Source organism: Halopseudomonas xiamenensis, from assembly GCF_014219065.1.
Lineage (GTDB): Bacteria > Pseudomonadota > Gammaproteobacteria > Pseudomonadales > Pseudomonadaceae > Halopseudomonas > Halopseudomonas xiamenensis.
In genome coordinates this window covers 20,801-35,740 of the sequence record NZ_JACLGO010000018.1, presented here as the reverse complement: position 1 = coordinate 35,740, position 14,940 = coordinate 20,801, and the positions used below count along the sequence as shown (strand labels likewise).

The 14,940-nt window shown below is 61.0% G+C and carries 11 protein-coding genes; 8 read left to right on the top strand and 3 right to left on the bottom strand.

Going from position 1 to position 14,940, the window contains the following annotated elements:
* Positions 1-6: 6 nt before the first annotated feature.
* Positions 7-2,376, bottom strand: coding sequence for a phosphoenolpyruvate synthase (gene ppsA / locus H6X51_RS12740; protein ID WP_185267867.1), 2,370 nt, complete (start codon positions 2,374-2,376; stop codon positions 7-9).
* Positions 2,377-2,534: 158 nt separating this feature from the next.
* Here ppsA and ppsR point away from each other — a divergent pair, with 158 nt between their 5' ends.
* From ppsR to H6X51_RS12700, 8 genes are all read left to right on the top strand, one after another.
* The gene (ppsR, locus tag H6X51_RS12735) at positions 2,535-3,353 is read left to right on the top strand and encodes a posphoenolpyruvate synthetase regulatory kinase/phosphorylase PpsR (protein ID WP_185267866.1); all 819 of its coding nucleotides are present in this window, start codon (positions 2,535-2,537) and stop codon (positions 3,351-3,353) included.
* A gap of 293 nt (positions 3,354-3,646) precedes the next feature.
* Positions 3,647-5,815 (top strand): TonB-dependent receptor domain-containing protein, encoded by a 2,169-nt coding sequence (locus H6X51_RS12730; protein ID WP_407925970.1) that lies wholly within the window; start codon positions 3,647-3,649, stop codon positions 5,813-5,815.
* A gap of 212 nt (positions 5,816-6,027) precedes the next feature.
* Positions 6,028-8,382: a TonB-dependent receptor domain-containing protein gene (locus H6X51_RS12725; protein ID WP_235991333.1), complete on the top strand. Its 2,355-nt coding sequence runs from the start codon at positions 6,028-6,030 to the stop codon at positions 8,380-8,382.
* A 53-nt stretch (positions 8,383-8,435) separates the two neighbouring features.
* Positions 8,436-9,032 (top strand): PepSY-associated TM helix domain-containing protein, encoded by a 597-nt coding sequence (locus tag H6X51_RS12720; RefSeq protein ID WP_185267864.1) that lies wholly within the window; start codon positions 8,436-8,438, stop codon positions 9,030-9,032.
* A gap of 11 nt (positions 9,033-9,043) precedes the next feature.
* A complete protein-coding gene (locus tag H6X51_RS12715; RefSeq protein WP_185267863.1) occupies positions 9,044-9,550 on the top strand; it encodes a DUF2271 domain-containing protein in 507 nt (168 codons plus the stop codon).
* 31 nt (positions 9,551-9,581) lie between these two features.
* Positions 9,582-10,457, top strand: a complete 876-nt coding sequence (locus H6X51_RS12710; protein WP_185267862.1) for a DUF4198 domain-containing protein — start codon at positions 9,582-9,584, stop codon at positions 10,455-10,457.
* The gene (locus H6X51_RS12705; protein WP_185267861.1) at positions 10,457-11,806 is read left to right on the top strand and encodes a sulfite reductase subunit alpha; all 1,350 of its coding nucleotides are present in this window, start codon (positions 10,457-10,459) and stop codon (positions 11,804-11,806) included. Before H6X51_RS12710 ends, H6X51_RS12705 begins: the two co-directional genes overlap by 1 nt.
* A gap of 105 nt (positions 11,807-11,911) precedes the next feature.
* A complete protein-coding gene (locus H6X51_RS12700; protein WP_185267860.1) occupies positions 11,912-12,070 on the top strand; it encodes a YqaE/Pmp3 family membrane protein in 159 nt (52 codons plus the stop codon).
* Here the strand turns inward: H6X51_RS12700 and H6X51_RS12695 are convergent.
* Together H6X51_RS12695 and H6X51_RS12690 are read right to left on the bottom strand one after the other, a co-directional pair.
* Positions 12,054-13,808 carry a GGDEF domain-containing protein gene (locus tag H6X51_RS12695; protein WP_185267859.1) on the bottom strand — a complete coding sequence of 585 codons (1,755 nt, stop codon included), beginning with the start codon at positions 13,806-13,808 and terminating at the stop codon, positions 12,054-12,056. The genes H6X51_RS12700 and H6X51_RS12695 overlap by 17 nt on opposite strands.
* On the bottom strand, positions 13,805-14,932 hold the full coding sequence (locus tag H6X51_RS12690; RefSeq protein WP_185267858.1) for an ABC transporter substrate-binding protein: 1,128 nt from the start codon (positions 14,930-14,932) through the stop codon (positions 13,805-13,807). Before H6X51_RS12690 ends, H6X51_RS12695 begins: the two co-directional genes overlap by 4 nt.
* Between the last annotated feature and the right edge of the window lie 8 nt (positions 14,933-14,940).

Below are 14,940 nucleotides of genomic sequence, written 5' to 3'. Positions count from 1 at the left end.
GGCTGATCAGCCATTGTTTTCCGCGAGGAAGAACCAGGTATCCATTACCGAATCAGGGTTGAGCGAAACGCTCTCGATGCCCTGCTCCATCAGCCAGCGTGCCAGGTCCGGATGATCCGACGGGCCCTGTCCACAGATACCGATGTACTTGTCGGCCTTGCGGCAGGCGGCGATGGCATTGGCCAGCAGCTTCTTGACCGCGGCGTTGCGCTCGTCGAACAGGTGCGCAATGATGCCGGAGTCGCGGTCCAGGCCCAGGGTCAGCTGAGTCAGGTCGTTGGAGCCGATGGAGAAGCCGTCGAAATGCTCGAGGAACTCCTCGGCCAGCAGAGCGTTGGCCGGCAGCTCGCACATCATGATCAGGCGCAGGCCGTTCTCGCCACGTTTGAGACCGTTTTCCGCCAGCAGCTCGACCACCTGGGACGCTTCACCGACAGTACGCACGAAGGGCACCATGATTTCCACGTTGGTCAGGCCCATCTCGTCACGTACCCGCTTCATTGCCCGGCATTCGAGTTCGAAGCAGTCACGGAAGGATTCGCTGATGTAGCGCGACGCACCGCGGAAGCCCAGCATCGGGTTCTCTTCCTCCGGCTCGTACAGACGACCGCCGATGAGGTTGGCGTATTCGTTGGACTTGAAGTCGGACAGGCGGACGATAACCTTCTTCGGCCAGAACGCCGCCGCCAGGGTGCTGACACCCTCGACCAGCTTGTCGACATAGAAGTCGACCGGGTCACCATAGCCGGCAATACGCTTCTCGACGCTGTCCTTGACCTCCGACGGCAGGCCGTCGAAATTCAGCAGCGCCTTGGGGTGTACACCGATCATGCGGTTGATGATGAACTCCAGACGTGCCAGACCAACACCTTCGTTGGGCAGGTTGGCAAAGTCGAAGGCGCGGTCCGGGTTACCGACGTTCATCATGATCTTGAACGGCAGTGGCGGCATGGCATCAACGCTATTGGTACGAATGTCGAACTCCAGGCGGCCGGCATAGATCATGCCGGTATCCCCTTCGGCGCAGGAAACCGTGACTTCCTGACCATCGCTCAGCTCGCTGGTGGCGTTGCCGCAGCCGACTACCGCCGGAATACCCAGCTCGCGAGCGATGATCGCCGCGTGACAGGTACGCCCGCCGCGGTTGGTGACGATGGCACTGGCGCGCTTCATCACCGGCTCCCAGTCGGGGTCGGTCATGTCCGATACCAGTACGTCGCCTGGCTGTACCTTGTCCATTTCGGATACGTCGCGGATCACCTTGACCGGACCGGCGCCGATACGCTGGCCGATGGCGCGACCCTCGACCAGTACCGTGCCCTTGTCCTTGAGCAGGTAGCGCTCCATGACGTTGACGTTACTGCGGCTCTTCACCGTCTCGGGGCGAGCCTGGACGATGTACAGCTGGTTGTCGTCACCATCCTTGGCCCACTCGATGTCCATCGGGCAGCCATAGTGTTTCTCGATGATCACCGCCTGGCGAGCCAGGTTGACCACTTCCTCATCGCTCAGGCAGAAGCGTGCACGTTCTGCGGCATCGACATCAACGGTCTTGACCGAGCGACCTGCGGAGGCCTCTTCGCCATAGATCATCTTGATCGCCTTGCTACCGAGGTTGCGACGCAGGATCGACGGACGACCGGCTTCCAGGGTCGGCTTGTGTACATAGAACTCGTCGGGGTTGACCGCGCCCTGTACCACGGTCTCGCCAAGGCCGTAGGCACCAGTGATGAACACCACGTCACGGAAACCGGACTCGGTGTCCAGGGTGAACATCACCCCGGCGGTACCGGTTTCGGAGCGCACCATGCGCTGCACACCCGCGGACAGGGCAACCAGCTTGTGGTCGAAGCCCTGGTGGACGCGGTAGGAAATGGCCCGGTCATTGAACAGGGAGGCGAATACTTCCTTGGTTGCGCGGATCACGTTGTCCACGCCACGGATATTGAGGAAGGTTTCCTGCTGGCCGGCGAAGGAGGCATCGGGCAGGTCTTCGGCGGTAGCGGAGGAACGCACGGCCACTGCCAGGTTGTCGTTGCCAGCGGACAGATCGGCGAACGCGTCGCGAATGGCCTGGTCCAGAGCAGCGGGGAATTCCGCGTCCATCACCCACTGGCGGATCTGCGCGCCGGTACGGGCCAGGGCGTTCACATCATCCACATCCAGCGCGTCCAGCGCGGCATTGATACGGTCATTGAGACCACTCTGTTCGAGAAATTCGCGATACGCATCAGCTGTGGTGGCAAAACCACCCGGTACGGATACGCCGGCACCGGCCAGATTGCTGATCATTTCGCCAAGCGAGGCGTTCTTGCCGCCGACACGCTCAACATCTCCAACACCCAGTTGCTCAAAGGACACTACGTACTCTAGCAAGGTGATCTCTCCGTCAATCAATGAATAGGGAGGCAGCGCCGGCTTTGCCGTCTGGTCTGCAAGTCACAAATACGCGACAATGCCACTTCGACGCTTACTCAAATAAAGGGGCAGGATCACCGCCCTCAGTAAAATTCCGATATTTTAAGGCTTCGCGCATGAAACGCACTGCTTTTTTCATTTCCGATGGTACCGGTATCACTGCCGAGACGCTTGGCCAGAGCCTGCTCTCTCAATTCGAGAACATCCAGTTCAGCAAGCTGCTGCGGCCCTATGTGGATACCGTGGAAAAAGCGCGGGACATGGTACAACAAATCAATGCCGCTGCCGAGGCAGATGGTCAGCCACCGATCATTTTCGAAACGGTGGTCAATCGCGACATCCATCAGGAGCTGACCCAGTCCCAGGGTTACATCATCGATATCTTCTCCACTTTCCTTGCCCCGCTGGAGCAGGAGCTGGGTGCCGGCTCGTCATATTCGGTTGGCAAATCCCATTCCATCCAGCACAACAGCAACTACCAGGACCGTATAGAGGCGGTGCATTTCGCCATGGACAACGACGATGGCGCCCGCACCCACCACTACAAGGAGGCGGATATCATCCTGGTCGGTGTCTCCCGCTGCGGCAAAACGCCCTCCTGCCTTTATATGGCACTGCAATATGGCATTCGTGCGGCCAACTACCCGCTGACCGACGATGACATGGAAAGCCTGCAACTGCCCGTTGCGCTCAAACCGCACAAGCACAAGCTGTTCGGCCTGACCATCGATGCCGAACGCCTGGCCAGCATCCGCAATGAACGTCGCCCCAACAGCCGCTACGCCAGTTTCGCCCAGTGCGAGTTCGAGATTCGCGAGGTGGAGAACCTGTTCCGCCGCGAGAACATCCCGCACATCAACTCGACGCATTTCTCGGTAGAGGAAATCTCCGCCAAGATCCTGGTGCACATGGGAATCGAGCGCCGGCTCAAGTGAGCTTACGCCGCCCGCCAGGGCGGCATGGCTGCCGGCGGCCCCTCTTTACATAATTTGCAAAACATTTTCCCGCGCCGCTGCTGGGTTTGCGTTGAACTTTTCCGACCGCTCTGTACCATTCCGCGAACAATGATAATTGTTATCAATGGCGAATACTAACAATTGGACCACGCATTGGCATCTGTAAAGGGCAATGCGTGGAAAAGGAGCAATACATGTCGCGGAACCACCCTGCCCTGACCGTCCACCGGACTGTTGCCGGCACCCTGGCCCTGTTGGCCACCAGCGTAGCAATGGCCAACCAGGAATCGGTTCGATTGGCGGATACCGTCGTTACCGCTTCCGGCTTCGAGCAGAAGATCACCGATGCGCCGGCCAGTATCAGCGTTATCAGTCAGGAAGATCTGCAACGCAAACGCTACGGCAACCTGGCCCAGGCGCTGGAAGATGTGGAAGGCATCGATGTTCGACAAGGTACAGGCAAGACCGGTGGTTTGAATATCAGCATCCGCGGTATGCCGAGCCAATATACGCTGATCCTGATTGACGGTCGTCGCCAGAACGCGGCTGGCAATGTGACTCCCAACGGCTTCAACGAAACCTCCACCAGCTTCATGCCGCCGATGTCTGCCATTGAGCGTATCGAGGTAATCCGCGGCCCAATGTCCACTCTCTACGGCTCCGACGCCATGGGTGGTGTGGTCAACATCATTACCAAGAAAGTCTCCAGCGAGTGGGCTGGTTCGATCAGCCTGGATCATACCTTCCAGGAAAACCGTGATTATGGCGATGCCAGCAAGGTCAGTCTGTATGCCAGTGGCCCTTTGATTGAGGGGCTGATGGGGTTGGCAGTACGCGGCAGCCTGTATGACCGCAGCGCCTCGGATCTGAGTTTCGATAACGACAGCACCGTCAGCAAGCGTGGTGCAGCGCCGGTTGAAGGCCGTAACAACACGGTTGGCGCCCGCCTCACCCTCACTCCGCATGAAAACCATGATTTTGCCCTGGACTTTGAGCGTGGCCGCCAGGTCTACGACAATGATGACTGTCAGTTGGGTAATCTGGACGGCAAGGCCACCGGCAGTGCAACCGGTGGGTGCGCAGCGGATGCGCCTACCGCCCATGGGTATAAGGACGAGCTGCGCTTCGAGCGCGAGCAGGTCGCGCTTACCCATACTGGTCGGTTGGGCTTCGGGGTGCTGGACAGCAGTCTGATGCATAACACCACCGAGACCCTTGGGCGTACCATCCCTGGCCGCAGCGCTGGCGGTGATATCGGAACTCCCCTGCCGGCGGCGCCTTGGGCGACAGTCGGTGATGATCGCAAGCTGGAAACGACCAATCTGGTCCTGGACAGCAAGCTGGTTGCCCCAGTTGGTGATGCGCATATTCTCACTGTCGGTGGCCAGTGGTGGAAGGCTGAAATGACCGATGATATTGCCGGCACCGATTTCGAGCAGACCTCCTGGGCGCTGTTCTCGGAGGACGAATGGCGCCTGCGTGATGATCTTGCGCTGACTTTGGGAGTGCGTTACGACGATCACGAAAGTTTTGGTGGGAACGTCAGCCCGCGGGCTTACCTGGTGTGGAACGCGACCGACAGCTGGACACTGAAAGGTGGTGTCAGCCGAGGCTACAAGACGCCGGACCTGAATGACCTGCATAACGGTATCAATGGTATTACCGCCCAAGGGCGTGCGGTAACCGTAGGTAATCCGGACCTTGACCCGGAGACCAGCACCAATACCGAGTTCGGCGTTTATTACGACAACCTGGCGGGCTTTAATGCCAACGCCACTCTGTTCCACAATAAGTTCAAGGACAAGATCGCCAGCGGACCGCTGATTATCGACCATCCGTTGTGCCTCGGTAACGAGACTACCAACGGTACTCCCAACCCGGGCTGCTCACCTTTGATCAACGTAGACGAGGCTGTCACCAAAGGGATCGAGTTGGCTGGTGGCTGGCAGTTCGCCCCGGCCTGGAAGTTGAATGCAAACTACACTTACACCGACAGCGAGCAAAAGAGTGGTGCAGACAAGGGGGCGGCGTTCACCAATACTCCCAAGCACATGCTCAACGCCAGTCTGAACTGGAGTGCAAGTGATCGCCTGGAACTTTGGTTCAAAGGGGAATATCGTGGTAAGCGTGACCGCTTTACCAACCTGTATCAGAACCTGAGTCAGGAAAATCAGGCTGTCCAGAGCCAGGTGGGTGATCTCAAGGCTTATGAAGTGTTTCATCTGGGTGGGTCATTCCGCGCCTCGGATAATGTCACTCTAAATGCCACTATCTACAACCTGTTCGACAAGGACTTCCTGGACGGCGGTATCTACCAATATACGACTGGTGCTGGTACGAACACCGGATGGGCATCGCACTATACGCATTCAGCCCAGTCCACTACAGGAACATTGGAAGAAGGCCGCCGTCTCTGGCTCTCTGCCACAGTCGACTTCTGATATTCCGTTTCTCCAAATACCCCAGACTTTTTCCGGGGTATTTTTTATCTCCTCTTCTGACCGATAAATATTTCCTCCTCAATCAGCCAAAGAGTATGGCGCTTTTGTCGCCGACTCTTTATACTTCTGCCCGCCAACAATAATGATAACGATTTAGATTAGCGTGATGATCACACTGGAGTTTCCAAAAAGAGCATAGAAGGAGCGCTACCTTGTCGATCAACACCTCCCTACCCTCCCAGCTCATAGGCGGCATGGCGCTGCTGGCGAGCTGTATTGCATTGGCCAATGAAAATCCGGTGCAGCTGCCGGACGTCACCGTCGTATCGGCCACCGGTTTCGAACAGAAACTCACCGACGCCCCAGCCAGTATCAGCGTGATCAGTCGCGAGCAGCTGCAGAGTAGACCCTACGCAGGGCTCGCCGACGCATTACGCGACGTCGAAGGTGTCGATGTGGGTGCCGATCTGGACAAGAACGGCAATATCAGCATCACCATGCGCGGCCTGCCGAAGGACTACACCCTGGTACTGATCGATGGTCGCCGGCAGAGCGACATCGGTGATATCGGGCCGAACAACTTCGGCAACAGCCAGTTCATGTACATGCCATCGATGGACGCGATCGAACGCATCGAGGTGATCCGCGGACCGATGTCCACCCTGTACGGTGCCGATGCCATGGGTGGAGTGATCAACATCATCACCCGCAAGGTACAGGACAACTGGGGCGGCTCCATCAGTCACGGGCTGACATTCCAGGAGGATTCGCAGTTTGGTGACGACCGCAAGACCGATGTGTTCGCCAGCGGTCCGCTGATCAAGGGTCTGCTCGGCCTCGGGCTGCGTGCCAGCCTGTACGATCGCGAGCAGAGTGATCCGGGTTATAGCGTAGGCACCCTGGTCAATGGTGACGGCAGCCTCTTTGAAGACACTGGCAGCTTCGGTGACAAGAAAATCGTCGCCGCCAAGAACTGGAACGCCGGCTTTACCCTGAACCTCACGCCGCTGGAGGACCATGACTTCCAGTTCGAATACGACGTCGCCAAGCAACGTTACGACAATACCGAGGGCCAGACCGGCACACTGGACTCCGTTGAGAGTCTCTGGCGGGCCAGCCGTGGGATCATCCAGCCGCGGGTTGGTTACTCGGAGTATCAACGGGTGGAGCGTGAGCAATTCGTCCTGGCCCATACCGGGCGCTGGAACTTCGGCACCAGTACCACCAGCCTGACCCGCAGCACCAGCAACAACCTGGGACGCTCCCTGCCGTTGACCGTGCAGGAGCGCAGCGACCTGCAGGCCATCTGGGATCAGGCCGCGGCAGACCAGGGCGTCACCTCACCGGTACTGACCGACGAGCTGCGCGCCCAGTTGGGCAGTGCCTTCCTGCCGCGTGATCGGCGCGAGCTGGAGATTCGCAACACCATCTTCGATACCAAGCTGGCCAGCTCGATCGGCAACCACCACTTCACCATCGGCGGCCAGTACTTCTTCGCCGAGATGGAAGACGGTGTGTTCGGCATGGACGGCGCCGGTTTCCAGTCCGGCAAGACCCAGGATCACAAACAATGGGCGCTGTTCGCCGAGGATAACTGGGATCTCACCGAGAGCCTGACCTTCACCTACGGCGCACGTTACGACGACCACAACATCTTCGGCTCCGAAGTCAGCCCGCGTGCCTACCTTACCTGGCGGACAACGGACAACTGGACGCTCAAAGGTGGTGTCAGTACCGGCTACAAGACACCCAAGCCCAACCAGCTGTTCCCCGGTATCGTCGGTTTTGGTGGCCAGGGCGTCAGCCCCATGGCCGGCTCGCCCGACCTGAAACCGGAAACCAGTACCAACTATGAAGTCGCGGTCTATTACGACAACCTGAGCAACTTCAACGCCAACGCTACGCTGTTCTTCAATGACTTCAAGGACAAGATCGCCACGGCCGACGCCGTTCCCAACTGTTACAACGCCAGTGGTGTGAAGTATCTGACCTCGGGCTGCGTGGATGTCGGCCCAGGTTGGGCCGAGCTGGGCTACAACAGCTTCAGCCAAAGTACCAACGTGGACAAGGTCGAGACCAAAGGTATCGAGCTGGCAGCGCGCTGGGAAATCATCCCGACGCTGAGCCTGAGCGGCAACTACACCTATACCGACAGCGAGCAGAAAAGCGGTCGGCAAAAAGGCCTGCCGCTGGTCAACACCCCCGAGCACATGCTCAACAGCACGCTCAGCTGGGATGTATTGCCGCGCCTGAACCTGTCGTTGATTGCCGAGCTGCGTGATGAGCGCTATCGCGGCACCGCGACCAGCGCCGGGCCGCAGCCGGTCACCCGCAAGCTGTACTACAAGTCCTATGAGCTCTACCACCTGGGCATGCGCTTCCAGGCCAGCGATGATCTGACCCTGCATGGTCGGGTCAACAACCTGCTGGACAAGAACATGGCCGGCCGCAACTGTGAGCCGACCTATGACGATCTGGGTGCGCACGACAGCTGGTCCTGCTCGAATGACTACAACGTGACCGAGAAGGCACGCAGCTTCTGGCTGTCAGCCAACTACCGGTTCTGACCCTCAACCCCGGCCCGGGACTACCCGGGCCGCCTGACCCACAAGAGTAGGCAATGAAACACCTGGCGATCGGCACCCTGCGACAATGGCACTGGATCAGCTCGGCACTCTGTCTGGCGGGCATGCTGTTGTTCGCGGTGACCGGCATCACGCTCAATCACGCCGGCGATATCGAGGCCAGACCGCAGGTGCGCAGCGTCGAGCTGCAGTTGCCGGAGGAACTGCTGGAAACCTTGCCGGCGGCTGTCGAACAGCAGGTGCTCGCTGACCCGCTGCACCACTGGCTGCAGGACAGCCTGGGCGTGCGCTTCGCAACGCAGGCCGCGGAATGGTCCGACTCGGAGCTGTATGTCGGCATGCCCAGGCCCGGCGGCGACGCCTGGCTGACGCTGGACCTGGAGTCCGGAGAGCTGTTCTTCGAAACCACCGACCGGGGCTGGATCGCCTATGCCAACGACCTGCACAAAGGCCGCCACAGCGGTACCGCCTGGAGTTGGTTCATCGACGTATTCGCCGCGGTTTGCGTAGTGTTCGCGCTGACCGGCCTGCTACTGCTCATGCGCCAGGCCCGCTCCCGACCGGCCACCTGGCCGGTGACCGGGCTCGGCCTGCTGATCCCCCTGCTCATTGCCCTGTTGCTGATTCATTAGGAGAAAGGCCCATGCACAAATGGTTGTTATTGTCGCTGGCGACAGCGATCACCACCGTCAGCGCCGCCGAGATGGAAGTCTCCGTCGAGGTTCCGCGCCTGGCTGTGGCGGAGTATCACCGTCCCTACGTGGCGATCTGGATCGAGAACGCCAACGGCCACGTCGCCGACCTGTCGGTCTGGTACGACCTCAAACTGCGCGACCGTGAGGGCGAGAAATGGCTGAAGGACATGCGCCAGTGGTGGCGCCGCAGTGGGCGTGCCCTGGAACTGCCGATCGACGGCTTGTCCGCCGCTACCCGCCCGGTCGGCCAGCATAGCCTGCGCTTTGCCGATGACCACCCGGCGCTGGCAGCACTCGTGCCGGGTGACTACCAACTGCTGGTCGAGGCTGCCCGGGAAGTGGGCGGTCGCGAACTGGTCCGCCTCCCCTTCAGCTGGCCGGTGACCGAGCAGGTCAGCCATCAGGCTGCCGGCACCAGCGAACTGGGCAAGATCCAACTGAACATTCAACCCTGAATCATCCATTGCAACCCTGGAGAACAATACCATGCTCAAACGACTCACCTGCTGGACGGCGCTGGCCGTCGCCGTCACCCTGCCCCTCTCCGCTCAGGCACACCGGGCCTGGATGCTGCCCTCGACCACCATCGTCTCCGGCGACAGCGCCTGGGTCAGCGTGGACGCCGCCATATCCAACGACCTGTTCTATTTCGAGCACCACCCATTGGTACTCGAAGGTATTGGCCAGCCGCCGGAGCGCGCCAGTGCTGCACCAGCCCGGCCGCGCCCGGCCAATCGCCTGTTGATCAGTGCACCGGATGGCAGCGAAGTGGCTGCGCAGAATGGCCATGTGGGCAAGTACCGCAGCGTCTTCGATGTGGAACTCAGCCAGAAAGGTACCTACAAGCTGGCGATCGCCGGGGCACCACGTTACTTCGCCCGCTACAAGGAAAACGGCGAGGACCAACGCTGGATGGGTGAGCTGGCCGACGCAGCGCAGGCTATCCCGGCCACTGCCGAGGATGTGCAGATCAGCCAGATGGAGTCGCGCATGGAGGTGTTCATCACTTCCGGCAATCCCACCGACGGGGTGTTCAAGCCCACCGGGCGCGGTCTTGAACTGCAGCCGGTCACGCACCCGAACGACCTGTTCGCCGAGGAAACCGCCGAGTTCATTTTCCTGCTCGATGGCAAACCGGCTGCTGGCGTCGAGGTCAATGTCATCCCCGGTGGCATCCGTCATCGCGATGAGCTGAACGATATCAGCGTGACCAGCGATGCTGCTGGCAAGGTTGCCATCACCTGGCCGCAGTCCGGCTTCTGGTGGCTGGAAGCCAAGGTGGTACAGGAGGATGGCCTCGAGGCTCCGCTGAACCAGCGCCGCGCCACCTATACCGCCACGCTTGAAGTCATGGCTCCCTGATGAGCCTGCTGGAGCTGTCGTGGTTGAACGATCCGCTGACTGCCCGTGGGTTGTATGCGACGTTGGCCACTGGCGGCTGGCTGCTGCTGTGCTGGTACTGCCTGGCCCCGGCCTGGCGTCGCCAGCACCGGGGCAGCTCTGCGGCGGCGGACTGGCTGATCGCCTACGCCAGCCAGTCCGGCGCTGCCCGGCAGATCGCCGAGCAACTCGCCCTGAGTGCTCGGCACGATGGCCAGGCGCCGGCGCTGCTGCCGCTCAATGACCTGTCGCTGGACGACCTCGGGCGTCATACCCGTGCGTTGTTTGTCGTCAGTACCTACGGGGAAGGCGAAGCGCCGGACAATGCGGCGCTGTTCTGGCGCAGGGCTCGGCATCAGCGCCCAGCGTTGCAGGACCTGCAGTACAGTGTGTTGGCGTTGGGTGACAGCCACTACAGTGACTACTGCGGCTTCGGCCGGCGTCTTGACCAGTGGCTGGGAGCAGCCGGCGCGCAGCCGGCGATACCCTGTACCGAGGTGGACCAGCTTGAGCCGGAAGTCCTGCAGCAATGGCGCGCTCGCGTCGACAGCCTGTTCGGCCTGCCCGAGATGGACGATAACCCGACCGACACCGTCGAGCACTGGCTGCTGGCCGAGCGGCGGCAGCTCAACCCCGATAGCCCTGGTGCCCCAGCCTGGCTGATACGCCTGGTACCGGTCGCCGACATGCCGCAATGGCAGGCCGGCGACCTGGCCCAGGTACATATCGGGGCGTTACGACGCACCTACTCCATTGCCAGCCTGCCCGAGGATGGCGCGCTGGAACTGATCGTGCGCCAGGTTATCGGCGACGATGGTCAGCTCGGGCAGGGTTCCGGCTGGCTCTGCCAGCACGCGGAGCCAGGTGTCAGGGTGGAGGTCGTGCTGCGTCCCAATCCGCAGTTTCATCTGTCCGAGCAGGATGCTCCGACCATCTTCATCGGTGCCGGCACTGGCCTGGCCGGCCTGCGCGGTCTGATCAAGCAGCGCCAGCGCCAGGGGCGCGGGGACAACTGGCTGATCTTCGGCGAACGCTGCCAGCAGCATGATCGCTGGCTGGCTGAAGAGCTGGAGACCTGGGCAGCGCAGGGGATGCTGACGCTGGACCGCTGTTTCTCCCGGGCCGAGGAGCACGCCGAATATGTCCAGCATCGCCTGACCGCCAGGGCCGATCAACTGCGCCAGTGGGTCGACCACGGCGCCTGCATCCATGTCTGCGGCAGCCTGGCCGGCATGGGCAATGCCGTCCATGCTGCACTGCAACAGCTGCTGTCGGCCGAGCAATGGCAAGGGCTGCAACAGCAGAATCGTTACCGGCGGGATCTGTATTGACGGTGTAAAGCGCCTCCGCGGAACCATGCTGTTAGCGCAGCGGTCAGAACAGATGCTGCCCGCGCTGTCAGGGGCCGATGCTTTCAATGAATCAGGAGTGCATATATGGACATCATTCGCCTTATCGCTGCCATTCTCTTGCCACCTCTCGGTGTATTTCTCCAGGTCGGCCTGGGTGGCGCCTTCTGGCTGAATATCCTGCTGACGCTGTTCGGCTACATACCGGGCATCATCCACGCTGTATGGATCATTGCGCGTCGCTGAATTCTGCCGCCTCGCGGGCAGCGACAACCTGATTCCTGCCCGCGTCCTTGGCCCTGTAGAGCGCCGCATCGGCGTCGCGCATCAGACCGTCGATGATTTCCTCGGTAGTCGCCACTGGCTGCCCGGCCCAGCTCGCACAGCCGATACTCACCGTCGCCCTGCCCCAGATCGATCCGCCGTGGGGTACATGCAGGTCGTATATCGCCATGCCCAGCGACTCGGCTGCCTGCCGTGCGGCTTCCAGGCCTATGCCCGGCAGCAATACGGCAAACTCCTCCCCTCCAAGCCGCGCCGCCATCTCACCGGTGCGCTTGAAGCGCGAATCCAGTAACCCGGCCAGTTTCGCCAGGCAGGCATCCCCTTCAGTATGCCCGTAGAGGTCATTGAACGCCTTGAAGAAATCCACATCCAGCATCAGCAGACTGACCGGGTAGCCCATGCGCTGGGCACGGCGCAACTCATCGGTCTGGTGCTGCTCGAAGTGACGCCGGTTGGCCAAGCCGGTAAGCGGATCGGTGCGGGACATTTCCAGCAATTCCTGGCGGGCCTGTTCCAGGCCGATGACATGGTCCCAGTGCTGCAGCAGGCTGAACAGCCACTGCCCGGCTCCTTGCAGTAACTCCTCGCGATCGCTGGCAACGGCCTGTGAAGTGCATCCGCGTACGGCATAGCCGAAGCTGTGCTGCGGGTTGCTGAAGTGGATCAACAGACTCCGTTCATCCAACCGCTCGATGGACCAACCCGGCTCATGCTCTACCGCCGAGCGCTGCTCAAGGCGTTCGAGCCACTGGGGATCGTCCTGCTTCATCCAGTGTACCCGCAACCTGTGGTTGTCCAGCAGCGCGCTGGCATCCTGCTGCAGATAGTAGCCCAGCAGCTTGAGGGTCTGCTTCATGGCCTGCGGATATTGTGTATGGTGCAGGTGCATCAGCTTGAGACTGGAGCCGGAAATCAGCTTCAGATAGCCGTTCAGGTAAGCGAGTTCCGAGGTGCGCTCCTCGACCCGGTGGTCCAGGCTGTCGCGCTCACTGGCCAGTTGCTCGATGGCCAGCTCATGCTGCTCGGCGTAATGGCGTATACCTGCATGCAGGGTATCGAAGCCGCGGCATACCAGGTCGATCTCGTCATGCCAGTTGCGTGCGGCACGTGACAAGGCCAGCGGAGCTGCATGCTTCTCGGGCTTGAGACGGCTGGCATAGTCCGCGATCAATTGCAGCGGTTTGCCCACTTCCCGGTGCAGTGTTCGAAACAGGATGACGAATATCAGCAGGGTATACAGCGAAAGTTCGAGAATACGCTGCAGGATGGCGCCGAGGATGCGCTGGGCCAGGTGCTGATGCTGGAAGAATATCTGCAGCTCGCCCAACTGCTGGGCATACCCGGGAGGTGCGGGAATCATCAGCGTCGAGTCCGCCTCGCGCTTGTCGGGCAACTCGCCAGCGACCATGTCCAGCCCGGTCTCCGAGTGCAGGCGCACCCCGGCCACGGCCGACAGGCCGCTGATGCGCTGCAGATGGCTTTGCAGTGTGCCTATCTCGATATCCCACAGTGCCATCTGCAACAGGGGTACCTGGGTCGAGGTCAGCTCATGCAGCAGCTGTTCCTGCTGTTGTCGCTGTTCCCTGGCGATCAGGAAAACCTGGGCGGCCGAGGCCAGCAGCATGGCGATCAACGCCAACAGCGTGAGGCGTACCAACAGCCGCTGGCGGAACGAGCGGAATCTGACGTGTCCACTCATTGCCCGGTCTCCAGCCAGCTGGCAAAGGAAAAGTCGTATTGGCTGCGCGCCGGGTTGCAGGCGCGGCTGTGCGAGCAGAAGTCGATGGTCGGCATCTTCGCGTGCCGTTCCAGCAGTTGCTCGGCACGATGCCGATCCAGCAGGGCGAACATGCTGTACTCCTGCGCCGTGGTACCCGTCGTCTCGATGAAGTCCAGGCCGTGGTAGTGGTCATACAGCATGATCAAGGCCCAGGCGCCGGCCATGTGATGCCCACCGGACAGGGCGCTCAGCCTGCCGTCGAGCAGGGCCTCCAGCGCCTGCGAGGTGGCGTTGATACCCGAGAAGAACACCTGCCGGTCCGCGCTGCTGTCATGCAGCGCCTGCATGGCGCCGAAGGCCAGCAGGTCGCTGCCGCTCCATACCAGTTGTGCCTGGGGGTAGCGACGAAACAGATACCCTGCCTGCTCTACAGCCTTGTCGTATGACCAGTCGGCATACACCAGCTGCCGAAAACGGACCTGGGGAAACTCGGCCAGTGCCCGATGCAGCCCCTGGTTGCGCTTGAGCGAGGTATCAGTGGAACGATCCCCGGCCAGCGCGATCAGCTCCGGTGTGGCACCGGCAGGCAGTTGTCGCAGGGCATGCTCGATCAGCGCTTTGGCCGAGAGATAGCCACCCTCCTCCGCCAGCGGGGCCAGGCTGCCCAGCCAGAGTGGAAAGCGCTCGCGGGGATGGCCGACGCGGGAGCGGTCGCTATCGGCTACGGTATTGAAGGCCAGGAAGGTGGCGATACCGGCCTGGTCGGCCAGTTGCAGTTGCGTCAACAGCGTGCCTTTCTCGGCCACCACGATCAGATAGTCGGGCCGCTGCGCCTGCGGCCGCTCGGCCACTTCACGGGTCAGGCGGATCTGCGCCAGGTAATCGCGCTCGGCGCTGAGTACTTCCAGCTCGATACCCAGGCTATCGGCAGTCGCCTGCATGTTGCGGATGGCCATCACCCAGAACGGTTCGGTACTTTTGCCGGGATTGATGAACACCATGCTCAGAGCCAGCGCCGAGGCCGGCAACAGCGCCATACCAGCAGCGGCCATGATGCAGAATGACAGGCAAATCCGTTGCACATTCGGGCTGAGAAGTCGCACGAAAGAAA

What these genes read in the sequence shown, in the direction of transcription:
- ppsR (WP_185267866.1), top strand. Translation starts at nt 2,535, where the DNA reads ATGAAACGCACTGCTTTTTTCATTTCCGATGGTACCGGTATCACTGCC.
- H6X51_RS12720 (WP_185267864.1), top strand. Translation starts at nt 8,436, where the DNA reads ATGAAACACCTGGCGATCGGCACCCTGCGACAATGGCACTGGATCAGC.
- H6X51_RS12730 (WP_407925970.1), top strand. Translation starts at nt 3,647, where the DNA reads ATGGCCAACCAGGAATCGGTTCGATTGGCGGATACCGTCGTTACCGCT.
- H6X51_RS12700 (WP_185267860.1), top strand. Translation starts at nt 11,912, where the DNA reads ATGGACATCATTCGCCTTATCGCTGCCATTCTCTTGCCACCTCTCGGT.
- H6X51_RS12710 (WP_185267862.1), top strand. Translation starts at nt 9,582, where the DNA reads ATGCTCAAACGACTCACCTGCTGGACGGCGCTGGCCGTCGCCGTCACC.
- H6X51_RS12695 (WP_185267859.1), bottom strand. Translation starts at nt 13,808, where the DNA reads ATGAGTGGACACGTCAGATTCCGCTCGTTCCGCCAGCGGCTGTTGGTA.
- H6X51_RS12705 (WP_185267861.1), top strand. Translation starts at nt 10,457, where the DNA reads ATGAGCCTGCTGGAGCTGTCGTGGTTGAACGATCCGCTGACTGCCCGT.
- H6X51_RS12715 (WP_185267863.1), top strand. Translation starts at nt 9,044, where the DNA reads ATGCACAAATGGTTGTTATTGTCGCTGGCGACAGCGATCACCACCGTC.